This window comes from Photobacterium sp. ABD4_091, from assembly GCF_056160145.1.
In genome coordinates this window covers 390,758-413,472 of sequence record NZ_JBSWWQ010000002.1, presented here as the reverse complement: position 1 = coordinate 413,472, position 22,715 = coordinate 390,758, and the positions used below count along the sequence as shown (strand labels likewise).

Sequence of the window (22,715 nt, the reverse complement as noted above, 5' to 3'; positions counted from 1 at the left end):
ACAGCTTACGTATTAGCAGTCAGGTATATCTATGGGAGCGTAGTTATGGGGAAACTGCTAGGGTTAATTATGGGTGGTGACATCAAAGATGAGTGGAGCTAGTCGCTTCTTCCGGTTATTAACACCGTCAAATGGGTCTTTCTACTTCACTGGGTTTATCTAAACACCGAAAACATTTATGTATCCCGCTAGTTACGTTAAACTTCACGGCAACTGACAATCAAAAGCCCCCCAGGTACCTCGAATTGGCTCGGTTATCGCTGATTCGAGAATTATTTATCTTGGGAGACTGATTTCGGCACATCATTCTTGCAGGTACTAAGGTACTCAATGCCGGTGTCCGAGCTAATAAGAGTTAACAAACCATGAGTAACACAATCCAGTGGTTCCCAGGCCACATGCACAAGGCCCGTAAAGAGATCGAAGAAGTTCTACCAAAGGTCGATGTGATCATCGAAGTGCTTGATGCGCGTATCCCTTTCAGTAGTGAGAACCCACTGATCAAAACCTTCCGCGAGAAAACCAACAAGCCTGTTGTTAAGGTTTTGAATAAGCGTGACCTTGCAGATCCTGAAATGACCCAGCTTTGGATTGAGCACCTTGAACAAGAGCAAGGTGTAAAGGCTCTTGCGATCACCACAGAGAATGTCAACGAAGTTAATAAGATCATGGATCTTTGCCGCAAGCTAGCGCCAAACCGTGAAGAAATGGGCAAGAACATTCGTACCATGATCATGGGTATTCCAAATGTTGGTAAATCTACCATCATCAATACCCTTGCAGGCCGTACTGTTGCCGTCACCGGTAACCAGCCAGCGGTTACCCGCCAACAGCAGCGCATCAACCTGCAAAACGGCATTGTACTTTCTGACACCCCGGGGATCCTATGGCCTAAAGTAGAAAACCCACACAGTGGTTTCCGCTTGGCAGCGACCGGCGCGGTAAAAGACACAGCCATGGACTACATTGATGTGGCCTTCTTTACCATCGAGTACTTGATCAAGGCATACCCTAACCTCATCAAGGCCCGTTACGATCTCGACGAAGATGAAGTTCCAGAAACTGAAATCGAGCTAATGGAAGCCATTGGCCGCAAACGTGGCTGCCTGAAAGCCGGTGGTCGTGTCGATCTTCACAAAGCTTCTGAGATCCTAATCAATGAACTGCGTAACGGCACTCTGGGCCAAATCACTATGGAACGCCCTGAGATGATCACTCAAGAGCTGATCAACGTAGCAATCGAAGCTGAGCAGAAAGCAGAGCAAAAAGCGAAGAAGAAAGAAGAACGCCGCAAACGCTATCTAAAGAACAAGCGTTAATCTGATTTCGTGCTTTACGGCACAATGCCGAAATACGAAGCCCTCATGAGCTTAGGCCCATGAGGGCTTTCTTTTATCTCAGTGTGTTACCAACATGCTGACAATGCCTGTTTACACACAAACCTTGCACATCAGTTGCGGTATAGAAAGAAAAGTTAGAAAATGGCCAACAGCATACTTACAGTGAAACTTTTCATTTCACATACGGTCTGAATGTCATTGTAAGGAATCAAGTTGTTACTGAGATATTCAATGAGCAAAGCGGTAAACCGAAGCCATACAGCCAGATATACCCTGCTGTTAGTAATGGTCGTCATTTTTGTCTGTTCCGGGCAAAATTTCGGCTTTGCGGCTTCGTGCACCTTGAACTCATCACCAGGCTATGAAGTCACTCAGGGTAAACAAGCTGTTGCTCAACACACGGTAACCGACAACTCCAGTACTGACTCATCTGAACAGGGTCACTGCTCGCTTGCAGACCATTTACTTCAGATGCACCAACACTCAGTAGAGCATGCCATTGTTAGCATGTTTATCGTAGTACTGGCACTGTTGATCTATGCTGCAGTAACCAAAGCCACACCAGTATTCACTGAACCTATTCCTCCCACACGGCGGCGTCATCTAACGTTGTGTGTGTTCCGAGAATAAACCTAAGCCTTTATCTATCAAGCCTTGCTTGAGTTTGCTTTAGTTATTCTTGGAGTTATTACATTGAAAAATATAATTTTTAAACGATTTTCCGTTCTGACATCCCTGCTTATTTTGCTGGGTAGCCTTTTCTCGTTCTCGGCTTCTGCGGTTGAGTATTCTTCCGGCTGGTTGCAAAACCCTGATCACCCTCCTGTCCAGCTTCGCTATATGCTGACAGGCCAACAAGACCCGCAAAACAAGACAGTCGAAGCCCTGTTAGAAGTAAAGCTCGACACAGATTGGAAAACCTACTGGCGCAGCCCGGGCGAAGGCGGCGTTGCACCTTCTATTGACTGGTCGCTTTCCAACAACCTCGAAGACGTTGACTGGCATTGGCCGATGCCCAAGCGTTATGAGTTCTTGGGCGTTGAAACACTAGGCTACAAGCATACCATCATCTTCCCGATGACTATTCACGTCAAAGACATGTCCAAGCCTGTATTTCTTTCAGGAATCCTGACTATGTCTTCGTGTACCAATATCTGTGTACTGACCGATTACGAAATCTCACTCGATTTTAACCCGGCCAATCTGACTGCTTCTGAGCAGGCAATGCATTTGTACAACCAAGGAATGAGCCACGTACCGACAGAGCAACCAAGCGTCGAGATCAAGGCCCTTTCTTGGGACAAGAATAAAAAAGTATTGTCTGTCGTCGCCAGTAATACGCTTGGTTGGAACCAACCAGATGTGTTCATTGATGGCGAATCACAGAACGTTCAAGATGCGTCTTTCCTAAAACCAACCGTCAATGTGGACGGCAACACGCTTACTGCACAAATGAAAGTCAGCAGTTGGTTCGGTGAGCCGAAACTGCTTGGGGAGGCGCTCAATATCACCATCAGTGACACCGACTTTTCAGTTGAAACCAAAGGTGTTGCCAATGATATTCCCGTTACCATTACAGCCAGTAGCAACAACTTACTCGAAATCATCGGTATTGCCCTGCTTGGTGGTTTAATTCTAAACATCATGCCTTGCGTACTTCCTGTATTGGGTATGAAGTTAAGCAGTGTGATTGCAGCTGAAGGGTTGGAAAAACGCCAAATCCGCATGCAGTTCCTGTCGTCTGCAGCCGGGATCCTGACCTCTTTTTGGCTATTGGCAGGCTTCCTGATCGCACTTAAGCTTTCAGGGCAAGCTCTTGGCTGGGGTGTACAGTTCCAAAGTCCTTATTTCATTGGCGCTATGGTGATCATCACCGCGCTGTTCGCCGCTAATATGCTTGGTTTGTTCGAAATACGGCTATCAAGCGAAGCCAATACATGGATGGCGACTAAAGGTGATGACTCTTATGTCGGTCACTTTGTCCAAGGTATGTTTGCTACCTTGTTAGCTACCCCATGCAGTGCCCCTTTCCTTGGCACCGCCGTCGCGTTCGCCCTCGGCGCTGATATCGTTACCCTAGTTGCTATCTTTACTGCCCTGGCCGTTGGTATGGCTGCGCCTTGGCTACTGATTGCTCTGTTCCCTCGCCTTGCTAGGCTACTGCCGAAACCAGGCATGTGGATGGATAAAGTTAAAAGCTTGTTCGGTTTGATGATGCTGGCGACCAGCTTGTGGCTACTGAGCTTGATGACCAGCTTCTTCTCAACCGCCGTAGTCATTCTGATCGACGTCTTAATGGTTGTGGTATTGCTGTGGCGTCTAGGTATGGTAAAAGGCCGCAAGCCGGTCATTCTGGCGATGGCTTTCATCATCGTCGGCTCTGGTGGTGGTTTAATCGCAGGAAGCATGACAGCCGACAACTGGGCGACACCTCTGCCACAGGATCATGCATGGCAACCGCTCAATATCGATGCTATCCAGCAACAAGTCAGCCAAGGCAAGACCGTGTTTGTCGATGTAACCGCAGACTGGTGTATTACCTGTAAGGTCAATAAGGTCAGTGTACTGCTTCAAGACCCGGTTTACTCAGCTCTTAAGCAAGACCATATGGTTCTGATGAAAGGGGATTGGACCAAGCCTTCTGACTATGTCACCGGCTATCTGCGCTCCAATGGTCGCTTTGGTGTGCCATTCAACATCGTCTACGGGCCTAATGCCCCTACAGGCATTGCCCTACCGGTTATCCTGACCAGTAACGATGTTATCAAGGCGATTGAAGCTGCGAGCGGCAAAGGAGTTGAGTGATGGCATCGAAATCAACTGATGAGTCAAACAAAGCTATTCAAGCTGATAAAGCTAAACCCTCGAGGCTGATGAAGTGGATAAAAGAAGCACTCCTAATGGGCCTTGTACTCATTGCTGTTTCAACGGGATTAGATGTTTGGCGTAGCCAGAGCATGCCGCAAGATGCGATTCCGCCGTTGGTTGCCCAGTCAACCACAGGCGAACATATCGACCTTATCGCTCGTAGTCATGAAAAACCGGTCTTAGTCTATTTCTGGGGAACCTGGTGCAGTGTCTGCCGCTTTGTCAGCCCAACGATAAATTGGCTGGATGACAGCTTTGATGTGGTCTCTATCGCGGTTAATTCCGGCGATAACCGACGTCTTAACGCTTACCTTGGCCACCATGAATATGGCTTTACCACCATCAATGATAACCGTGGTAGTTTGATGCAACAGTGGGGAATTTCAGCAGTTCCTTCAGTCTTCATCATTAAAGACGGTGAAGTAGCTTCTGTCACCACAGGTTTCAGCACCCCGCCGGGTTTATGGCTCAGAATGAAAATGGCCAGTTAAGGAAAAACAATCAGCCCAGTCTATGACTGGGCTGTTTTCTTCGTAATACGTTACAACGTCAATACCAAGCTATTCCTATTCCCACTCCCAGTGCCTGCCTTCATGGCCATCTGAAAACATCATCCGATACCCGCTGATGTTCTTATGGGGAATATCATGCATGATTTTGTGAAACTGCTTGCTATCAACATGAATCAGGTTCTCATGGTCACCCGATTCAATGAACAGCTCATCTTGATCAAACAGCATATCATCCACCAGCATATCTACCTGATAAGCTTGGCCAATTGATGGAACCGCACCGGGTTCGCAGTCTTGGAATATGCCTGATAGTTCATGCTCACCGACAAGGAAATATTGTTTCCCCATCATGCGGCTGATTTTATCTATCATTACGCGGCGGTTTGAAGGAACGACAGCCATCAAGAACTCACCGTTTTGATCTTTCAGCATTACCGCTTTCGCAACCTGTGAGGTTGGAACATGAGCCGATATGGCCGAGCTAAATGACGTATCGGTATGTTTGTGTCGAGTCAGACTAAAATCGACATTGTGGCTGTTGAGGAATTGCCCTACTGTCAGTGCCATAGCCATGGGATCACCTCCTGATCAATCATCAAGCCACTTCCCAACACTAGAAATCGGGCCTGATGGAAACTGGACCTACAGCCTCAGTATGGAAGGTGATGGCCAATTTCGCGAGCTAAATTCAGAGCCAGAGCCGTAAAGAAATTCACACAGAAAGAAGTGCTATTGGACAACCCGTCTTGCTTGCCAGTAAGTGCTACGCCAATAAGGGTTTTTAAGATTCGAAATCATCACACCTTGTGATGTTGAGGCATGAAGAAATTGTGAGTCCCCAAGGTAAATACCAACGTGACGCAGGGTGCGGCCAGTCTTGAAGAAAACGAGATCGCCTTCTTCCAGCTCTGTAATCGCCACCCACTTGCCCTGCCTTACCTGCTCACCGGTCGATCTTGGAAGCTTTTTCTGAAACACCTCGGCAAGACCAATCTGGACGAAGGCCGAACAATCAATGCCAGACTTAGTCGTTCCCCCTAACCGATAAGGGGTGCCTCGCCACTGGCGGTAAACAGAATCAAGCGAAGGTGATTGATGAGTGGGGACATTCATTTCAACAAATTCATAGCGCGGAGTATTGGCCTGTAGCTCGCTAGAAGCTTTATCGCTTTCCAGAGAGTCAGGGGAAGAGGAACACCCCGAAAGCCAAATTGTCAAAGCCAGTGATAGTAACTGCTTCTTCACTGTGGTTGGCTCCTTTGCAATGTCAGAATTTGTCTAAGTATGATTTTTTTGTGGTAGCAATTTACTAGGATAGTCAATTGCTGAGGCTACGGAAACCCAAATCGCCACCCGACTCAAAAATTTGACATAACTGATGATAAACTCAGCAAATAAAGGCTTGGAGGCGAATTTTAGCCAAAAAAAATGGCTGACAATTGTCAGCCAACAAAACTCCACACAACAGAAGAGATAGATACTTGATGCTCCCACAACCAAGGAGAGCTCTCTGCATCTATCAAATGTATTTATCTCTTTAATTCAGGAACTTATCCAGGTGTTTTTTCCAACTACGACAACAACTGCGAGTAACTTCACGCTATTAATGCCCCCTAAATGTATTTTGTTCAAATTATTACTTATTAGCTATACGATTGATTTAATTGAGTGAGTTATCAAAACAAGCATCTTCCCCAACCAGGACTGTACACAAAGCAGCCAATTGTTACTAGCCATCTCGTATTTAAATAAAACGCGTTGTTAATTACTGGTCATACAACGAAAAAGATTTCATAATGCACACAGTTTTTCATTAAATCGCTAAGGAGTAAGCGTGCTTGCATTCTTCCGTATTTTCCTCGCGGCCATTTTTATTGTCTTTACTACACTCTTCGCACTGGTGTACTGCACTGTGTTTAAACCGCGCGATCCCAAGCACGTGCATTTTTTCTGTCGCTGGTTTAATCAGCTGCATCGTATCGTCGGCGTCGAGCTAATCCACCGGGGCCAGGAAAAGATCACTAATACTCCCAAAGCCGTTTACATCTCTAACCACCAAAACGTCTTTGATTTCGTGACTTCACCAGGCATGTTGCCACCACGTGCTGTATCTATTGGTAAAAAAAGCCTGTTATGGGTGCCTTTCTTCGGGCAACTGTATTGGATAACGGGCAATATACTGATCGATCGTGAAAACAAGTCCAGTGCCCGTAATACCATCCAGCAGGTTGCTGATGCGATCCACAAGCGCAACCTTTCGGTTTGGATGTACCCGGAAGGTACCCGCAGCAAAGGCCGTGGCCTTTTGCCGTTCAAGACCGGCGCTTTCCGTATGGCTATCGAAGCGGGTGTACCCATCGTTCCTATGTGTGTAAGCTCAATTCACAATAAGATCTCACTCTCCAACCGTGATAATGGCATTGTCATTGCGGAAATGTTGGATCCTATTGATGTGTCCGGTTATGAACTAGCAGATGCTCGCAAATTAGCTGACCACTGCCATGAGTTGATGGAAAAGAAGATTGCAGAATTAGACGCTGAAGTTGCCCAGCTTGAACAAGCCCGCTTAAGAGATAAGGTCAGTATCAGCTCCTAGCATGCTAGATACGGATATATACCCGTTAATTTAAAACAGGCTTGCCAAGTGGCAAGCCTGTTTTTTTACCTATCAGATAACCCTATCATGCCTCTTTAATGAGTAAGTCGAAACCACCCTTGAGCTGCTCACTCTGCAAGATCCTGCCATGCCCCAAGCCTTCTGTCGCAATCAAGGTAACGTGTTGGTTAGTGCTTGCTAGCTCAGAGTGGGCATAGGAAGCAAAACGATCATATTTATCATGGACAATCACCGCTTTCGCCCCCCTAGCCTCAAGGCGACCCATAGGGTTGATACTATCTAGCGGGTATTGGTATTGCTCAGCAATATCATCCACCACTTCATGGAACAACTTCATGGAATACCCAGACTGTGCCACTGTCGATACTAGGTTCTCGGTATAATTAAGTACCGGTGCAACCAGTAAGACGGGTTTGTCTTGTAATCGTGGGTGGCGGCTTTCCAAAACCATTGCACCGCCCATGCTATGGGCAACAACGCCAGCAATCGACTCTTGCTGCTCTAAAACACTGTCAAATGCCGCAACAAAGCCCGGCAAATGTCCAAACCGCCCTTCACTCTCGCCATGGGCAGGGTTATCGAAAGCCAGCGCCTTATAACCCGATGCTGCAATATGCTCCATCAAGGCGTAGTACTGACGAGATGAACCTGACCAGCCATGGCCTAGCACCCATGTAGGTCCTTCGCCCAAGCTGTAAGTCATCATCATGCCTTCAGAGGTTTCAATGGGCTTTCTTTCCATTCCTATCGGTTCTTCAACGGCTTTTTTACTGCGCACTGGGGTAAGCAGTACCTTGCGCGCCAAACGCTTTGCGTGCTCAGGGGCAAGCCGGTGATGTAGACTGGTTGTCAGGTTGATAAGCTTCCTGCGCACATCAAAGCCTCGACTTTTCTTGAAATAAATCTTGCTGCTCATGACTTTCTCTCTTATGAAAAAATAGAACGACCGTGCTATTTGTATTCAATATAATTTTTATAGACGCGGCTTCATCGACAGCAAAACTGTGATGAAGCTTCTCTCTTTTTCGGATTTCTTGTATCTTGGCTACACTCGCCACTGCTCAAGTAGCCCTTCGACGCCTTGCCAAAAACGTTGGTGATCATCCGTTTCTAGCTCCATGCTAAGGAACAAGTGGCTACTGAGGTAAACCCCATAAACTTGATACACACATTGCCAGCTATCCAGCGTGGACTTAAATTCACCCTGCTGCTTACCCTGTTCAAACTGACGGTATAAATAATCAAGCCAGCGCTTGGTCACTTCTTTTAGTCTTAGTTGCATGGACGGTTCTTGGTCACTCCGTTCTGTCCAAGCATCCAAGAACATACAGCTGCCCTGAAACGAGCGGTTCCAGGCCAACCAATTTGCCAGCAAATGCCGTAACTTTTGCTTAATGGTATCAGCTTGTTGCAAATGAGCTGGCTGAATCACTCGCTCTACAAATTGCTCTCCAGCAAAGTCCAGGACAGCAATCTGCAAATTTTCTCTTGAGTTGAAATGGGCAAACAAACCGCTTTTGGACATGCCTGACGCTTTCGCCAACTGGCCAATCGTCAAACTATCAAGCCCTTCTCGACTCGCCAATGAAAAAGCGGTATTTAAAATATGGAGGCGAGTGGCCTCTTTTTTACTCATTGCTTGTTTGTCCATTACAAAAACTCATTTTTACTGTCAGTTTTCGATTACCTTGTATATTTAGCACGATCGTACTTTTATGGGAAGGCTTATGAGGATTGTTACACAATTCTTCATGCCTGTATCTAAAATACAGGCACGAAGGAAGAGGAGTTAGCGCTCAGCAAAGCGGAACAAGCTATCTATGCGAACGGGACAGTCTCCAACTTGGTGAACCATATCTTCCGCTTGCTTGAGCGAGTCATAGCTGCATGGGATTCCGTAAGTATCCGTTATCGGGTACTCATTACCTTGGTTATCGATAAAGTTAACCCCCCACCCAGCACTCAGGAAATCATGTACTAAACGGGCTTCTACAATTGCATTTTCTGCCATCAACTGGCGACATTCTGACAGGACCATAATACTCTCCTAGCAGAAAGAGCCTTCACTCCCCAGTGACCTCAATAATTTCTGGGTAGCACCGACTCTGTTAATGTTAGTTCTATTATAGCAACGGCATGAAAAAGGCCACCTGACGGTGGCCTGTGGAGTGTACTTATAGGTACATTTTCGCCACATCAGAAGGCTCAGATTCAGAGCCTTCAAGCTGATCAGTCCAGTTCAAACCAACCAGTACACCGTCTTCAGCAAGTGTAATCATCCAATCTTCAACAAATACATCCAGTGGAATCATCACAGCAGAGAATTCAGCCCACTCGTCAACACAGTGAACAGTTGCATCAGCTTCGTTAGACCAGAAAGGCATTACTTCAGATTCTTCGAACTCGCTAGAGTCAACAGAAAGCCAGTCACCCTCTTCGTTACAAAGTCCCCAGACTTGCTGAGTATCTTTGGTTTCTTCAACAAACAGATCACAATTTGCTTTAATGTCTGTGGTTAACTTAGTCATTCTATTCTCTCTTATATATGTTTATACCCAAGAGGCTTGGGTATAGCATCAGTTGCTTGGGTATCATAATACCAGAGAATCATGGAGGAAGATGAACAATTTCTTACGTTATGCCTGGCTAAAAGCATCTAATTTTTGGCAGTTTGAGCTTGAGATCGAGAATTGCCCATTGATAGCTATACTTGTTTAGATGACTGGAATATCAATACGTAACGGGCAGTAACAGAGGAATACACATGGCAACCGTCGACTGGCTATCAAACCTCAATAACCAAACCATTCTTAATCCACGTTCCCACCTGGTAGAAGCTCACGAGTATATCGGTGAACACGGTGACAGAAAAGTCGCGGTTGACTGTGCCTGTGGCAATGGCAGAGATACATTATACCTACTCGAGCAAGGCTACCAAGTCTATGCATTTGATAACGATAGGCCTCGGCTCAAAACCCTGTCTGAGCACCCTCTGCTAGGCGCACATCCCAACCTTGATATTCAGATCAGCAGCTTTGCCGAGTATCAATTTCCACGAGCTAACCTCATTAATGCCAGTGCTTGCCTATTTTTTTGCACCCCACATGATTTCAATATACTTTGGGCAAACATTTCTGCCAGCCTCAAGAAAAATGGCATATTTTGTGGTCACTTTTTAGGTAAAGAAGCGTTAGAGCCCAATGAAAAGCTACCTATTCTCACCCACAGTCAATTTGAACTCGAACAGCTCTTCGCTGACTTTTACATCATTTCTTGGAAAAAGAAACAAGAGTGCTCGGCAAACCTCACTGGGAAAAAAAGGCTTTGGGTTATCCATACTATTATTGCGATGAAGAAGTAATGCCAAATACATCAACATAGTAAATAGCAAATAAAAACTAGTTATTTATGTTCGTTTTTTGTTCTTGTTTAGATGAAACCATGCCAAAATATCAACTCCCCAATGAGTTTCACCGAATCACACTCAATCAAAGCCTTGACTGAGTGCTATTGGGTTTTTGTCTTTCATGTAATTATGTAGGTTTGCTGCTATGCACACTCAACGTGCCGGAAATGCACTTGCTGCATTTTCATTTGTGCTTTGGGGGATCCTCCCTCTTTACTATCAGTATCTACCAAGAGCTGATATCAATGATTTGCTAGCATTAAGGATTGTTTTTTCTATCCCATTTATGTTGCTCGTCATGTTGCTATTACGCCGACCGATGCCGAAGCTCACTCAAATCTGGCAGGACAAGCGCTCCCTTACAATGGCAGGCCTTGCTGGCGTAATCATGTGTGTATCATGGTATGCCTTCACCTGGGCTATGACTCATGATCAGGTTCTAGCAGCTAGCTTAGGCTTTTTCATCAACCCAATCTTTGCTATTGCCTTGGGAGTCCTCTTCCTTAAAGAAAAACTGACTAAGGCACAGTCAGCAGCTGTGGTGCTGGGGATTCTGGGTATCGGTTACCAGGTCTGGCAATACGGCGTGTTCCCATGGATCTCCTTAATCATGGGGAGCTTCTTCGCACTGTATGGCTTGTGCAAAAAGCACATCCGTTACGATGCACTGACTTCAGTAACACTTGAGGCCTTACTTCTTGCCCCATTCGCACTCATGTACCTGGGATATACCTATGCCAGCCAGACCTCTACGGCACTTTCGTCAGATATCACGACGCTTATGCTTTATATTGGCTCAGCACCTATCACGCTAGCGCCACTGATTTTCTTCGCGCTTGCAGTCAACCGTACCAGTTTAACCATGATTGGCTTGATGCAGTACATTGAGCCAACGTTACAGTTTCTTTTGGCTGTGATCTTATTTGGCGAGGTCTTTGACCAAGTAAAAGCGGTCAGTTTCAGCTTTATCTGGCTGGGCTTGTTGCTTTGCAGCTTAGAAGCAATTAGCTCTTTGGCATCAAGAAGGCTGAAATCCACTTAACCTCTTTCCTCTCCTTGCGGTGCTCGGACCATGATGAATGGGACGAGCACCATATATCACTATTTGTATAATAAAAAATGATTGCCATAATAAAATTAAGGTTTTATCGAAAAGGCTGGCTGAGGTATGGATACCCACGAAATTTTCAATGACAGCTATGCGCGCTGTCAGCGAAATAAGCAGTTTTTCTATATTTTTTATCGCAATTTCTGGCAAAAAGATGAGCGGTTTAAAGATATCTTCGAAGGTGTCGATTTAGAGCGCCAAATTCAGATGCTTAAATTATCTATATCAATGATCATGCTGGCGTCCTCTTCCGAGCAAGCAAAATTAGGTATCCGTCGGTTTGGTAAAGCGCATGGGCCTGAAGGTATTGGTGTAAAGCCAGAAGACTTTGAGGTTTGGCTAGATTCTCTCATAGAGTCCGTTCAATTTTGCGATCCCAAATACAATGATGAGATTGCATTGGCATGGCGGCAATGCTTCAAAGAAGGTATCGCTATAATGAAAGAGGAATGTTCCTAGAGACTGACTATGCCTTCAAAGCCCCAGCCAAAAGATGTAAAGCCACCAAACAAGCAGGCGCCATTGAGCAAAAACACATTATATGACAGGCGCTACGCCTTGCTCATCGCCATTGCCGTAGTGCTTGGGGTATTGGCACTCTACTTCTCACCGATACATCAAAGCCGTAACTTTTATGACTATGCCGACCATCGGCATTTGCTCGGAGTCCCCCACTTCTGGGATGTGGTCAGTAATGCGGGCTTCCTCATCGTTGGCGTTATGGGGTTAATCAAAAACAAACGCCAATCCCTTGCACTCATCCCCTCAATATCATTTGCTTACCAACTTTTCTTTATTGGGCTTATTTGTGCTTGTTTCGGGTCTAGTCTTTACCACTGGGCACCAGGCGCTTTTACCTTGATGATAGATAGGATCCCGATAACGGTGTGCTTTATCAGCCTGTATTGCATCATTCTTGCTGAATACCTGTCGCCTAAACTGGGGAAGGCAATGCTATTGCCTATGCTAGCCTATGGGGTGCTTTCTGTCATTTATTGGTATATGACCGATGTCATTACCGGCCGTGGTGATATTGCTCCATATGTACTGGTTCAGTTACTTCCCATCATTCATATCCCTCTCATCGTCTGGCTCTACCCCAATAAGCAAAGCCCAACCAAGTATTACCTTTATGCCGTTGGCTTGTATGTTCTTTGCAAATGGGCAGAATCAAATGATGACGAACTCTATGCACTCACTTCACTGCTGAGTGGCCATAGCATCAAACATATCCTGGCAGCTATTGGTGGCTACTACATTTACCTTGGCTGGAAAAATGCAGCCACAAAAAAGCCCTGCGTATAGCAGGGCTTCCATTTATAACTCAATAGCTTACTTTTTACCGACGCCGCGGTTCTCTTTTTGCATCAAGGCAATCTTGCCAAAACCAAGCTTGCGGAAGTGGCTATCTCGGAAATCCCTCACCGCCTTACTGCCGGCAGACACAGCTTCAACTTGCTGTTCCATTTTTAGGTATTCGGTCAGATCAATGCCTTCTGCTGCTGCAACCGCCTCATGAATCGTATGATACTGAGAGTAAGAAAACGTGATTGTTTTCTCTTCTTTCTTATAGGTATAAATAATAGTGCGTGACATAACGCCTCCAACAGCAAAACAAAGACAGGGAATTTACCCTACTTCAATTTGAGAAGAAACCTTTTTTGAGGCGCTATCCGGCCTTGTTGGTACAATATGCTCAGCTAAGATCTGTGCTTTTGTCATCGGGCGGTAAAAAAAGAACCCCTGCACATACTGTACCCCTTTCTCTTGTATAAAGCTTAGCTCTTCAGCGGTCTCAACACCCTCTACCACAATCTTTGCTTGCGTAATATGGCCAAGTTGAACCACTACATCAAACAGGCTCCGACCGCGTTCCGTATCAAGGTTCTCAACCAGCGTTCGGTCAATTTTAATCTTGTCGAATTCAAAACGAGACAGGTAAGCCAACGATGAATAGCCGGTTCCAAAATCATCCAAAGCAACGGATACGCCCAACGCCTTGATGTCTTGAATAACACTCGCTGTTCTTACCTCATCTTGGATCAGCATATCTTCAGTAATTTCTATTTCAACTTGCTCATAATCCAATACGCTGTTATCGATCACCTGCTTCAGTGACTTCACAAAACCTTTCTTCAACATAGTTTCAGGGGAAATATTTACCGAAATGGTAAAGTGCGGTGAACTTACCATGTCTGAAGCGTCTGATATCGCTCTCTCCAAAACCCAGAAATCCACATCTGATGATAGCCCCAACTGGCTAAATGACTTCAAAAAGGTTGGTCCTATAACACGGCCTTTAACATCTTCATGGCGAATTAACGCCTCCAAAGCCACGACTTCAGCACTGATGATGTCAACTTGAGGTTGGTAATGAAGTACAAAAGACCCGCTATTTTGAAGCCGCTCGACTTCACGCTGCGCATTAATATTGTCTTGAATCGATGGGATAAAGCTGTTCAGCTTCGACTTAATCGGCACTTCATCTCCTTTAAAGAAATGAGTGCGAAATATCGCGGAGACGTCAACCCCCATAGACCGCTGATCCATAACCTTAAAGAAAGGGTAATAAATGGCTATACCTAGCAAAATAAGCATACCCTGGAAAAGAACGACTGAAACAGCTCCCCCTGATGCGACATAACCGCTGAATAACGGGGGGAGCAGCCAGCTATGAACTTCACTCAAGGGTGGGATGACACCAGTAAAAATAGCCCCATAAGCCAATATATAACTAACAATAGGTACGCACAAAAACGGCAATAGCATAATCGGGTTGAATATGATCGGTATACCAAAAAGAAGCGGCTCATTAATATTAAAAATAACTAAAACAAGTGCTGCTTTTGCTAGTAGCTTATAACCTTTACTCTTCGCAAAAAGTAACATACATAAGACAAGGCTAATGGTATTACCGCTACCTCCCATACCTGTAAAGAAATCATAAAAATTCGTACTGATTATATTGAGATCCGTACCAAAGTTCTTCCAGTCCGCCATATTCGCAATACTGATATCATATAACTCAGTCTTATACATATGCAGAATATTATGCCCGTTAACGCCAATACTCCATAATACCCCTCGTATAAACTCATACAAAAGGCCATCATAAAAAGACGTTGGGTCAAGCTTTGGAATAATCAACTCTGGCTGGATCTGCTTAATATATATAAGTAAAAACAGGTGGGAGCTCACGATTAATATCGTTAAGGTAAGAACACAAGTGACTACCATCTGAACAGATGAATCTACTGCACTTATAAATTTATCGAAATTAAATAAACGTATCTTACTGAACTTGGCGATAATGACGCACGACGCATAAGCCGTCAAAAGGGAAAGTGCGAAACTGTTTGGCAAAGCGATTACAGGGGAGATAAGCCCCCACTGCTGTGAAATAATAAAGAAAGAGGCTAGAGCACAAGATATAGGTGCAGCTTTTGGTAACCGGAGTAGTGATGAGTAGTATGAAGCAAAAAAGATATTGAGTAATAATGGAAAGATATGCCCCGTCATCTCACCCATATAACCTAGTGCGACACTGACTCCATCAAGACCATACTTTCCTGAAAATATCGAAAGCAAGTTAAAAAACGCTGCCATCAAGGATACAGGCAGGGCCATTATAAAGACATTGCTAATAGCAACAATAAAGGAGTTAGTGGATAACTTTGATAATAAAAGTGGCAATGTATACTATCCAATATCTAAAACACTAAGCTGTATACGCCCAGGTATAGTTGTATGAAAGAAACCAGAGGCTCATTACTTAGCATCATATCAAATTAGTTTTATTAGCACACTACTTATCACTTTTATATGACTTAAAATTATATTTTACATTCAAATAATTTATTAAACTTAAAAAATAATAAACTTAACTCATGAAACAAAACAAACAAAATGCATTCCCCTTAGAGATATAATTCCTCGTAGATATTATACCCAGAGGAACAAAAAATATGATTAAAGGGGAATGAGTGACGCGGCTTTAGTATAAAAATCACTTTTTTATACTGGAATTCTCATTAACTACGTTGTTTTCCCAAAGTTATGCACAGAAACAGTGGATAACCCTTGAGATTAAACATTTCCTTAACAAATAGCATGACTTTCCTCCCCTCCATGCTATATAAAGACCAAAGTTACACTGTCATCTCACTCTGCATCTAGCTAAGATCGTTTCAAGTAGTGGATAACTTGATTACGACTACCTCGCCAAACCAGCTCAGGATCGTGTAATTCTTTCTCAAACTTACCGTCAACCACAACGTCAACATATTCGAGTACTGCTCTCTGCTGAGCAGTGAGTTCTTGTAGCCGATAACCTGTCCACAACCAGATGTCTTTCCCCTGGCATTCAGCATGTACCCGCTTCACCAGTTTCAAAATTGCAGGCACATTTGAGGGATGAAGAGGGTCTCCACCGGACAGAGACAAGCCTCGGCGCTTTATGCGGTTGTCATTAAGATCTGCAATGATTTGGTCTTCCATCTCCGGAGTGTAGACATGCCCTGCATCAAGACGCCATGTACTCTGGTTGTAACAGCCTCGGCATTGATGCACACACCCTGACACAAACAGTGTACAACGTGTACCAGGACCATTGACTACATCAACAGAATAATAGTTATGGTAATTCATTGCAGCTCCAAACAAAAAGTGCCGAGAACTCGGCACTTGATTCAATATGAGGTGTTTACGCCAGAAATTACATGTGTTTTACGCGGCGTTTTACTTCTTCTTGTTTACCGAAGTTAAATGGACGAGCATCCGGGCTGCCTAGGTAACCACATACTCGGCGGGTAACAGACACTTTGGATGGCTCATGGTTGCCACATTTAGGGCAAGTGAAACCTTTGCTGGTACAGTCAAACTCACCGGTAAACCCACACTCGTAACACTCATCAATTGGTGTGTTTGTTCCATAGTATGGCACACGGGTGTAGCTGTAATCCCAAACGTTCTCTAGCGCTTCAACATTATGCTGAATGTTCGGGTATTCGCCGTAACAGATAAAGCCACCATTTGCGATTTCAGGATATGGCATCTCAAAATCAATCTTGTCGTAAGGGTTAACCTTCTTTTCAACATCCAGGTGGAAGCTATTGGTGTAGTAACCCTTATCGGTAACGCCATCTACCACACCAAACTCTTTGGTGTCGATAGAGCAGAAACGGCTGCACAAGTTTTCGCTCGGTGTGCTGTAAAGACTAAAGCCGTAGCCTGTTTCTTCCTTCCAGCTATCCGTTGCCTCTTTCAATCGCTCAACAATCGCGATTGCTTTTTGGCGTAGAGCTTCATTATCGTATACATGCTCATCTGTTCCATACAGAGCATTGATAGTTTCATGGATACCGATATAACCCAATGAAATCGATGCACGACCGTTTTTGAAGATTTCCGATACGTCATCGTCTGGCTTTAGACGTACACCACAGGCACCTTCCATATAAAGAATAGGTGCAACACGTGCTTTAACGCCTTCCAAACGGCTGATACGCGTTTCTAGTGCACGACGAGCTAGACCCAACTTCTCATCAAGCAAAGCGAAGAATGTCGCCTCATCACCCTTGGCTTTGAGTGCAATTCGCGGCAAGTTCAAACTTACCACACCGATGTTGTTACGGCCTTCGTGGATCAGCTCACCGTTTTCTTCGTATGCACCCAAGAAGCTACGGCAACCCATTGGAGTCTTGAATGAGCCTGTTACTTCAACCACTTTGTCGTAGTTTAGAATATCTGGGTACATTCGCTTAGATGCACACTCAAGCGCCAGTTTCTTGATGTCATAGTTTGCATCTTCTGGCTTATGGTTCAAGCCGTCTCTAATCGCAAAAACCAACTTAGGGAAAACTGCAGTCTTGTGATTTTTACCCAAGCCCGCAATCCGGTTTTTCAAGATAGACGACTGAATCAAACGTGATTCCCAAGATGTACCCAAGCCAAAGCCAAAGGTCACGAACGGTGTTTGGCCGTTTGCTGTGTGAAGGGTATTTACTTCATACTCAAGAGACTGGAATGCGTCATAACACTCTTTCTCAGTACGCGCCTTAGCGAATTCCTCTGGTTGAGGAATATCCCACTCCATTGCGACTTTAAGATGCTTCTCATAACTCACAGTGACGTATGGTGCCAGTACTTCATCGATACGGTTAATTGTTGTACCGCCGTATATATGGCTGGCAACCTGAGCAATGATCTGAGCAGTAACCGCTGTTGCAGTAGAAATCGATTTTGGCGTATCGATTTCAGCGTTACCCATCTTAAAACCGTGAGTCAGCATGCCGTTTAGGTCAATCAGCATACAGTTAAACATTGGGAAGAAAGGTGAGTAATCCAAATCATGGAAATGGATATCGCCATCTTCGTGTGCTGACACAATATCACGCGGTAGTAGATGCTGTTTTGCGTAGTGCTTGGCCACAATACCAGCAAGAAGATCACGCTGAGTAGGGATAACCTTACCATCTTTGTTAGCATTTTCATTAAGTAGAGACGCATTGCTCTGCTCAATCAAGCCACGGATTTCATTATTTAGGTGGCTCTTCTTCTCACGCGCGATATCGCGATCGTGGCGGTACTCAATATAAGCACGAGCAACTTCTTTGTGTGGACCATTCATCAGGTGATTTTCAACCGCGTCCTGAATAGCGTGGATCTCGACCTGATCCTGGTCAGTAAACTGAGAAAGTACTTGCTCAGCAACAGACTCAGCATAAGTGGCATCCATTGCCTCTACAGATTCGGCAGCGCTTAGTACCGCTTCTTTAATACGCTTGGTATTAAACGGTACAAGGCAACCATCACGCTTAATCACAACAGGGTTCACACAAGGCTCCTAAAAATGACAGTGTCACGAAAACCACTAAATATAGGGCTAACTAAATTGACCAATACAAGATGTGGTGTATTAAGCGAGAATTCAGGATTGGAAACATTGATCTATGTCAGTATTTCACCAAGACCGTACACCTAACGAGCGATGTTTTCGGTGAGCTCTCAAATTGGACATTTTCACTCGTTGCATTACAAAATTGTCAACTCATTTATTTGTTGCTGAACGCTGAAATCACTGAAAAAAAACTTGAAATATCTTTAGAGTTTTAGTTCCAATTTTGAGCACAATTAGCGCTCATCACGGCAGCATTTTGTCGGTTACCTTCACGCCCTCTATACTCAAAAGCATTATTGTGAAGAGTATTGCCTATGCGAACCGCATTGCCTTTCTTGTTCATGATTGGCGTACTGTTGTCTTCCGTCTGCGGCGCATTCCAAATCACCCCGCAGAAATACGAAAGATACACCGGTGATCTTCCTGTTATGGAAGAGGAGCGAGTGATCAGAGTTCTCGTGGCCGCAGATCTGGGGTTTTACTACCTAGACAGAGGTCAACCCAAAGGTCTCATTTCTGAGATGCTGCTGCTATTTGAAAAATTTGTCACTGAGAAAACCCAGAAAAAAATTCGTATCCAAATCATCCCTGTCAACCGAGATCAACTTCTCCCTGCGCTGAATGCCGGCATAGGTGATCTTGTCACAGCCAACCTGACCATTACACCAAGGCGAATGAAGCAAGTGGACTTTAGCCGCCCGATTCTCTCTGATATCCAGGAACTGTTCATCACCCACTCTACCCGCAGCCCAATCACAAATATTAAGCAACTGTCGAAAAAGAGTGTCTGGCTTCGAGCCAGTTCTAGCTACTACCAAAGTATCCGCCGCATAAACCAACGGCTTGAAAAGCTTGGCAAAGAGCCAATGTTCGTCCATTTTCTAGAAGAAACACTTCAAGACTTTGAGATGTTGCAGATGGTTCAGGAAGGTATTATTCCGATGACTGTAATGGATTCACACAAAGCCGAGTTTTGGGATCTCGTTACCGACGATTTACAGATCCACTATGAATACCCAATCCGTAAAAATGGGGCTATTGGCTGGAGTTTTCGCAAAAATAGCCCTGAATTTAAAGCATTAGTCGATGAGTTTGTGGAAAACAACCGCCGCGGGACGCTAAATGGCAATGTCTTGTTCAACCGCTACCTCAACAGCAAACAGTGGTTCCAGAAAGTGATGAGCCCAGACAATATTGAAAAATTTCAAGAATTGGAAGATAGGTTTATCCGCTACGGTAATATGTACGATATCAACTGGTTAATCATCGCTGCTCAAGCTTACCAGGAGTCAGGCTTTGATCAGTCCAAACGCTCGCATGCCGGTGCCATCGGCATCATGCAGGTGCTACCACAAACGGCCAGTGAACCTTACATCAACATTCGCAATATCCAGAACATTGAAAACAATATCCATGCCGGAGTGAAATATATGGATTTCATCCGCGAACGATACGTAACGGATGACGACACTGACGAACTCAACCAGCTCTACTTTGCCCTTGCGAGCTACAATGCCGGGCCAAACCGGATAAGGCGACTAAGAAAAGTTGCTGAAGAGCGCGGCTACGATCCGACCAAATGGTTCAACAATGTCGAAGTGATTGTTAAAGAGGAAGTCGGCATGGAGCCGATCACCTATGTAGGGAACATCAACAGATACTTCACTATCTACAAGCAAATCTTTTCTTTACAGAATGCCGCTGGACAACGGATGGCTAGCCAAAACCGATTGCGCTTTAAGCTATCTCGTTAGACTATTTCGTTCAGCTATCTCCCTGCTTAAAATTCATCCAAAAAATAGCAAGTCGGGCTTGATGGTGAGATCAGTGTCTCGCTTTCATCAATCTGTCATTTAACGTCCCTACTCTTGCCAGTACAACAATAAGTAATGGAAAGTCCTCTTGAGGATAAACTGGCTATGGGCCTCTGCCATAGCGCTATACAAGGTGTGTAACTATGGATTTACTGAACAATACAACAATTGTCGTACCGACAGATGAAGAGCTACTGGCAAACTGCCCAGATAGCCTGAACTTAAATGATGATGAAGACGAGCTTGCCAATGACATTATTGTGCTCTAGCTCTCTATGCTGCAGTGATCAAAAAGAGCGAATCTGTGACTCGCTCTTTTTGTATTAGCTGTATTAGTTCCGACTAGATCTGACACTTCAATTGAAATGAAGAGAGTTACCCACTTTGATTAAAGGTGCTGAATCCGTAATCAAAGACAATAAGAGGTAACTCTCATGCTTCATACTAGCAATCCAATCATCAAACACAAAGCTGGGCTTCTCAATCTTGCAGAAGAACTCGGTAATGTATCAAAAGCTTGTAAAGTCATGGGTGTCTCAAGAGACACTTTCTATCGTTATCAAGAGTTGGTAGAAACAGGTGGTATCGATGCTCTGATTAATCAAAGCCGCAGAACACCAAACTTAAAGAATCGTGTCGATAGTGAGACTGAGCAGGCTGTGCTCAAATACGCCATCGACTTCCCTGCGCATGGACAAGTCAGAACAAGCAATGAACTGCGTAAACTAGGCGTGTTTATCTCTCCAAGTGGCGTACGCTCAATCTGGCTCCGCAATGACCTAGAAAACTTCAAGAAACGTCTTATCGCACTGGAAAAACAGGTCGCAGAGGACGGTATAATCCTAACGGACGAGCAAGTCGCTGCCCTTGAGCGCAAGAAGCATGATGATGAGGCCTGTGGTGAGATAGAAACTGCACACCCAGGTTATCTCGGCTCTCAAGACACGTTCTATGTTGGCAATCTGAAAGGTGTTGGACGCATCTATCAGCAGACGTTCGTTGATACCTATAGCAAAGTTGCTTTCGCTAAGCTCTATACGACAAAAACACCTATCACCGCAGCAGATATGTTGAATGACAAGGTTCTACCGTTCTTCGAGACTCACGAGTTGCCAATGCTGCGAATCTTGACTGACCGGGGTACTGAATACTGCGGTCGAGTTGAGCAACATGACTACCAACTTTACTTAGCCATCAATGATATCGATCACACTAAAACTAAAGCCATGTCGCCACAGACAAACGGGATCTGCGAGCGCTTCCACAAGACCATATTGAATGAGTTCTACCAAGTGACGTTCAGAAAGAAACTGTATGGCTCAATGGATGAGTTGCAGAAAGATCTGGACGAATGGGTGGACTACTACAACAATCATCGTACCCATCAAGGAAAAATGTGCTGTGGCAGAACGCCCATAGAAACATTAGAGGATGGGAAATCAATCTGGGCCGAAAAGAATCTAGCCCAGATATAATCTGACAGGCACCAAGTCGAAAGTGGGTAACTGTCAGATCGGGTCTGAATTAGTACATATTAGCATATAGAGGCATGATCCGGCCTGATCCGCGACATCAGCACCATATCGATATACTTACCTGCTTTGAATATACTCAATCGTTTTATTCCTTCGGTTTCAAATCCCACTTTTTATACAGCGCGCATGCCGCTTCATTATCAACATGGACTTCCAGTTCTAACCTGATCAAATTCAACCAGTTGTCAGCCTGCTCAACAGCTTGCTCCATAAGGTATCGCCCTATCCCTGACTTTGTTAGTCAAAAACAGTGTAACGTGGCCAACGCCCCCTCCATCCACTTCAGCAACCAGCGTGTAGTTTTCAGGGTTATCAAACAACTGGGCAACAGTGTCTGATAAATATTTCCACAAAATTCCTTTCTGCTTTATTAACGATTAATTTCGTCTCAATGGACGTATGACGCTCTCCAGCCCTTCAATTTTCATCTCAAGGGCTAATGCCATTAGTAAGCCCAATTCACCTTCAGGAAAGCCTTTTTTCTGAAACCACAGCAAGTACTCTTCAGGCAAATCAATAATGACCCTGCCTGCATACTTACCAAACGGCATCTTCACATTTGCTAACTTTACAATTTTTTCTTTATCAAACACGCGTAGCTTTCTCTTTTGGTATGG

23 protein-coding genes and 1 pseudogene are annotated in these 22,715 nt (G+C 44.7%); 12 read left to right on the top strand and 12 right to left on the bottom strand.

Annotation, left to right across the window (positions count from 1 at the left end; all coding sequences use genetic code 11):
- The first annotated feature begins 365 nt into the window (after positions 1 to 365).
- The 4 genes from ylqF (at position 366) to ACXAGQ_RS16055 (ending at position 4,699) form a co-directional block, all read left to right on the top strand.
- On the top strand, positions 366 to 1,319 hold the full coding sequence (gene ylqF / locus ACXAGQ_RS16070) for a ribosome biogenesis GTPase YlqF (protein ID WP_317523032.1): 954 nt from the start codon (positions 366 to 368) through the stop codon (positions 1,317 to 1,319).
- A gap of 252 nt (positions 1,320 to 1,571) precedes the next feature.
- Positions 1,572 to 1,970 (top strand): hypothetical protein, encoded by a 399-nt coding sequence (locus tag ACXAGQ_RS16065; protein WP_475255184.1) that lies wholly within the window; start codon positions 1,572 to 1,574, stop codon positions 1,968 to 1,970.
- Between the two features lie 63 nt (positions 1,971 to 2,033).
- A complete protein-coding gene (locus ACXAGQ_RS16060; protein ID WP_475255182.1) occupies positions 2,034 to 4,145 on the top strand; it encodes a protein-disulfide reductase DsbD family protein in 2,112 nt (703 codons plus the stop codon).
- Positions 4,145 to 4,699, top strand: coding sequence for a protein disulfide oxidoreductase (locus ACXAGQ_RS16055; RefSeq protein WP_475255180.1), 555 nt, complete (start codon positions 4,145 to 4,147; stop codon positions 4,697 to 4,699). The genes ACXAGQ_RS16060 and ACXAGQ_RS16055 overlap by 1 nt, the downstream gene beginning before the upstream one ends.
- Before the next feature lie 75 nt (positions 4,700 to 4,774).
- Here the strand turns inward: ACXAGQ_RS16055 and ACXAGQ_RS16050 are convergent, their stop codons facing one another.
- Both ACXAGQ_RS16050 and ACXAGQ_RS16045 read right to left on the bottom strand, forming a co-directional pair.
- Complete coding sequence (locus ACXAGQ_RS16050; RefSeq protein WP_475243468.1) at positions 4,775 to 5,293, bottom strand: aminoacyl-tRNA deacylase; 519 nt, start codon at positions 5,291 to 5,293, stop codon at positions 4,775 to 4,777.
- Positions 5,294 to 5,449: 156 nt separating this feature from the next.
- Entirely contained in the window at positions 5,450 to 5,965 is a 516-nt protein-coding gene (locus tag ACXAGQ_RS16045; RefSeq protein ID WP_475255179.1) for an NlpC/P60 family protein, read from the bottom strand.
- A gap of 589 nt (positions 5,966 to 6,554) precedes the next feature.
- On the opposite strand from ACXAGQ_RS16045, the gene ACXAGQ_RS16040 reads away from it, so the two are divergent.
- Complete coding sequence (locus ACXAGQ_RS16040) at positions 6,555 to 7,316, top strand: 1-acylglycerol-3-phosphate O-acyltransferase (RefSeq protein WP_475255177.1); 762 nt, start codon at positions 6,555 to 6,557, stop codon at positions 7,314 to 7,316.
- 85 nt (positions 7,317 to 7,401) lie between these two features.
- On the opposite strand, the gene ACXAGQ_RS16035 is transcribed toward ACXAGQ_RS16040, so the two are convergent.
- The 4 genes from ACXAGQ_RS16035 to ACXAGQ_RS16020 all read right to left on the bottom strand — a co-directional run bounded on the left by ACXAGQ_RS16035 (position 7,402) and on the right by ACXAGQ_RS16020 (position 9,865).
- Entirely contained in the window at positions 7,402 to 8,253 is an 852-nt protein-coding gene (locus ACXAGQ_RS16035) for an alpha/beta hydrolase (protein ID WP_475255175.1), read from the bottom strand.
- Positions 8,254 to 8,382: 129 nt separating this feature from the next.
- Positions 8,383 to 8,973 (bottom strand): TetR/AcrR family transcriptional regulator, encoded by a 591-nt coding sequence (locus tag ACXAGQ_RS16030; RefSeq protein ID WP_475255173.1) that lies wholly within the window; start codon positions 8,971 to 8,973, stop codon positions 8,383 to 8,385.
- Positions 8,974 to 9,126: 153 nt separating this feature from the next.
- On the bottom strand, positions 9,127 to 9,375 hold the full coding sequence (locus ACXAGQ_RS16025; RefSeq protein WP_475255171.1) for a hypothetical protein: 249 nt from the start codon (positions 9,373 to 9,375) through the stop codon (positions 9,127 to 9,129).
- A 136-nt stretch (positions 9,376 to 9,511) separates the two neighbouring features.
- Positions 9,512 to 9,865, bottom strand: a complete 354-nt coding sequence (locus ACXAGQ_RS16020) for a DUF2750 domain-containing protein (RefSeq protein ID WP_475255169.1) — start codon at positions 9,863 to 9,865, stop codon at positions 9,512 to 9,514.
- Between the two features lie 236 nt (positions 9,866 to 10,101).
- Here ACXAGQ_RS16020 and ACXAGQ_RS16015 point away from each other — a divergent pair, with 236 nt between their 5' ends.
- The 4 genes from ACXAGQ_RS16015 to ACXAGQ_RS16000 all read left to right on the top strand — a co-directional run bounded on the left by ACXAGQ_RS16015 (position 10,102) and on the right by ACXAGQ_RS16000 (position 13,156).
- The gene (locus tag ACXAGQ_RS16015; protein WP_475255168.1) at positions 10,102 to 10,698 is read left to right on the top strand and encodes a class I SAM-dependent methyltransferase; all 597 of its coding nucleotides are present in this window, start codon (positions 10,102 to 10,104) and stop codon (positions 10,696 to 10,698) included.
- 190 nt (positions 10,699 to 10,888) lie between these two features.
- Complete coding sequence (rarD, locus tag ACXAGQ_RS16010) at positions 10,889 to 11,785, top strand: EamA family transporter RarD (RefSeq protein ID WP_475255167.1); 897 nt, start codon at positions 10,889 to 10,891, stop codon at positions 11,783 to 11,785.
- A gap of 126 nt (positions 11,786 to 11,911) precedes the next feature.
- Positions 11,912 to 12,310: a globin gene (locus ACXAGQ_RS16005; RefSeq protein WP_475255166.1), complete on the top strand. Its 399-nt coding sequence runs from the start codon at positions 11,912 to 11,914 to the stop codon at positions 12,308 to 12,310.
- A 9-nt stretch (positions 12,311 to 12,319) separates the two neighbouring features.
- The gene (locus ACXAGQ_RS16000) at positions 12,320 to 13,156 is read left to right on the top strand and encodes a ceramidase domain-containing protein (RefSeq protein WP_475255165.1); all 837 of its coding nucleotides are present in this window, start codon (positions 12,320 to 12,322) and stop codon (positions 13,154 to 13,156) included.
- A gap of 27 nt (positions 13,157 to 13,183) precedes the next feature.
- Here ACXAGQ_RS16000 and ACXAGQ_RS15995 read toward each other — a convergent pair whose 3' ends face one another.
- The 4 genes from ACXAGQ_RS15995 to nrdD all read right to left on the bottom strand — a co-directional run bounded on the left by ACXAGQ_RS15995 (position 13,184) and on the right by nrdD (position 18,686).
- Positions 13,184 to 13,447 (bottom strand): DUF2960 domain-containing protein, encoded by a 264-nt coding sequence (locus ACXAGQ_RS15995; protein ID WP_475255164.1) that lies wholly within the window; start codon positions 13,445 to 13,447, stop codon positions 13,184 to 13,186.
- A 33-nt stretch (positions 13,448 to 13,480) separates the two neighbouring features.
- On the bottom strand, positions 13,481 to 15,544 hold the full coding sequence (locus ACXAGQ_RS15990) for an EAL domain-containing protein (protein WP_475255162.1): 2,064 nt from the start codon (positions 15,542 to 15,544) through the stop codon (positions 13,481 to 13,483).
- A gap of 483 nt (positions 15,545 to 16,027) precedes the next feature.
- Positions 16,028 to 16,498 carry an anaerobic ribonucleoside-triphosphate reductase-activating protein gene (gene nrdG, locus ACXAGQ_RS15985; protein ID WP_475255161.1) on the bottom strand — a complete coding sequence of 157 codons (471 nt, stop codon included), beginning with the start codon at positions 16,496 to 16,498 and terminating at the stop codon, positions 16,028 to 16,030.
- A gap of 67 nt (positions 16,499 to 16,565) precedes the next feature.
- A complete protein-coding gene (nrdD, locus tag ACXAGQ_RS15980) occupies positions 16,566 to 18,686 on the bottom strand; it encodes an anaerobic ribonucleoside-triphosphate reductase (RefSeq protein WP_475255159.1) in 2,121 nt (706 codons plus the stop codon).
- 377 nt (positions 18,687 to 19,063) lie between these two features.
- Here nrdD and ACXAGQ_RS15975 point away from each other — a divergent pair, with 377 nt between their 5' ends.
- The 3 genes from ACXAGQ_RS15975 to ACXAGQ_RS15965 all read left to right on the top strand — a co-directional run bounded on the left by ACXAGQ_RS15975 (position 19,064) and on the right by ACXAGQ_RS15965 (position 22,038).
- The gene (locus ACXAGQ_RS15975; protein WP_475255158.1) at positions 19,064 to 20,503 is read left to right on the top strand and encodes an MltF family protein; all 1,440 of its coding nucleotides are present in this window, start codon (positions 19,064 to 19,066) and stop codon (positions 20,501 to 20,503) included.
- Positions 20,504 to 20,706: 203 nt separating this feature from the next.
- Positions 20,707 to 20,832 (top strand): hypothetical protein, encoded by a 126-nt coding sequence (locus ACXAGQ_RS15970; RefSeq protein ID WP_475243493.1) that lies wholly within the window; start codon positions 20,707 to 20,709, stop codon positions 20,830 to 20,832.
- 165 nt (positions 20,833 to 20,997) lie between these two features.
- Positions 20,998 to 22,038, top strand: a complete 1,041-nt coding sequence (locus ACXAGQ_RS15965; RefSeq protein WP_475250925.1) for an IS481 family transposase — start codon at positions 20,998 to 21,000, stop codon at positions 22,036 to 22,038.
- A 59-nt stretch (positions 22,039 to 22,097) separates the two neighbouring features.
- Here ACXAGQ_RS15965 and ACXAGQ_RS15960 read toward each other — a convergent pair.
- Positions 22,098 to 22,436: pseudogene (locus ACXAGQ_RS15960) on the bottom strand (GNAT family N-acetyltransferase); the annotation flags it as partial.
- Between the two features lie 39 nt (positions 22,437 to 22,475).
- Positions 22,476 to 22,691 (bottom strand): DUF3820 family protein, encoded by a 216-nt coding sequence (locus ACXAGQ_RS15955; RefSeq protein ID WP_475255157.1) that lies wholly within the window; start codon positions 22,689 to 22,691, stop codon positions 22,476 to 22,478.
- Positions 22,692 to 22,715 lie beyond the last annotated feature (24 nt).

Excerpts from the sequence above, each read along its gene's own strand:
- ylqF (WP_317523032.1), top strand. The coding sequence starts at position 366 with ATGAGTAACACAATCCAGTGGTTCCCAGGCCACATGCACAAGGCCCGT.
- ACXAGQ_RS16065 (WP_475255184.1), top strand. The coding sequence starts at position 1,572 with ATGAGCAAAGCGGTAAACCGAAGCCATACAGCCAGATATACCCTGCTG.
- ACXAGQ_RS16055 (WP_475255180.1), top strand. The coding sequence starts at position 4,145 with ATGGCATCGAAATCAACTGATGAGTCAAACAAAGCTATTCAAGCTGAT.
- ACXAGQ_RS16050 (WP_475243468.1), bottom strand. The coding sequence starts at position 5,293 with ATGGCTATGGCACTGACAGTAGGGCAATTCCTCAACAGCCACAATGTC.
- ACXAGQ_RS16035 (WP_475255175.1), bottom strand. The coding sequence starts at position 8,253 with ATGAGCAGCAAGATTTATTTCAAGAAAAGTCGAGGCTTTGATGTGCGC.
- ACXAGQ_RS16030 (WP_475255173.1), bottom strand. The coding sequence starts at position 8,973 with ATGAGTAAAAAAGAGGCCACTCGCCTCCATATTTTAAATACCGCTTTT.
- ACXAGQ_RS16025 (WP_475255171.1), bottom strand. The coding sequence starts at position 9,375 with ATGGTCCTGTCAGAATGTCGCCAGTTGATGGCAGAAAATGCAATTGTA.
- ACXAGQ_RS16020 (WP_475255169.1), bottom strand. The coding sequence starts at position 9,865 with ATGACTAAGTTAACCACAGACATTAAAGCAAATTGTGATCTGTTTGTT.
- ACXAGQ_RS16015 (WP_475255168.1), top strand. The coding sequence starts at position 10,102 with ATGGCAACCGTCGACTGGCTATCAAACCTCAATAACCAAACCATTCTT.
- rarD (WP_475255167.1), top strand. The coding sequence starts at position 10,889 with ATGCACACTCAACGTGCCGGAAATGCACTTGCTGCATTTTCATTTGTG.
- ACXAGQ_RS16005 (WP_475255166.1), top strand. The coding sequence starts at position 11,912 with ATGGATACCCACGAAATTTTCAATGACAGCTATGCGCGCTGTCAGCGA.
- ACXAGQ_RS16000 (WP_475255165.1), top strand. The coding sequence starts at position 12,320 with ATGCCTTCAAAGCCCCAGCCAAAAGATGTAAAGCCACCAAACAAGCAG.
- ACXAGQ_RS15995 (WP_475255164.1), bottom strand. The coding sequence starts at position 13,447 with ATGTCACGCACTATTATTTATACCTATAAGAAAGAAGAGAAAACAATC.
- nrdG (WP_475255161.1), bottom strand. The coding sequence starts at position 16,498 with ATGAATTACCATAACTATTATTCTGTTGATGTAGTCAATGGTCCTGGT.
- ACXAGQ_RS15975 (WP_475255158.1), top strand. The coding sequence starts at position 19,064 with ATGCGAACCGCATTGCCTTTCTTGTTCATGATTGGCGTACTGTTGTCT.
- ACXAGQ_RS15970 (WP_475243493.1), top strand. The coding sequence starts at position 20,707 with ATGGATTTACTGAACAATACAACAATTGTCGTACCGACAGATGAAGAG.
- ACXAGQ_RS15965 (WP_475250925.1), top strand. The coding sequence starts at position 20,998 with ATGCTTCATACTAGCAATCCAATCATCAAACACAAAGCTGGGCTTCTC.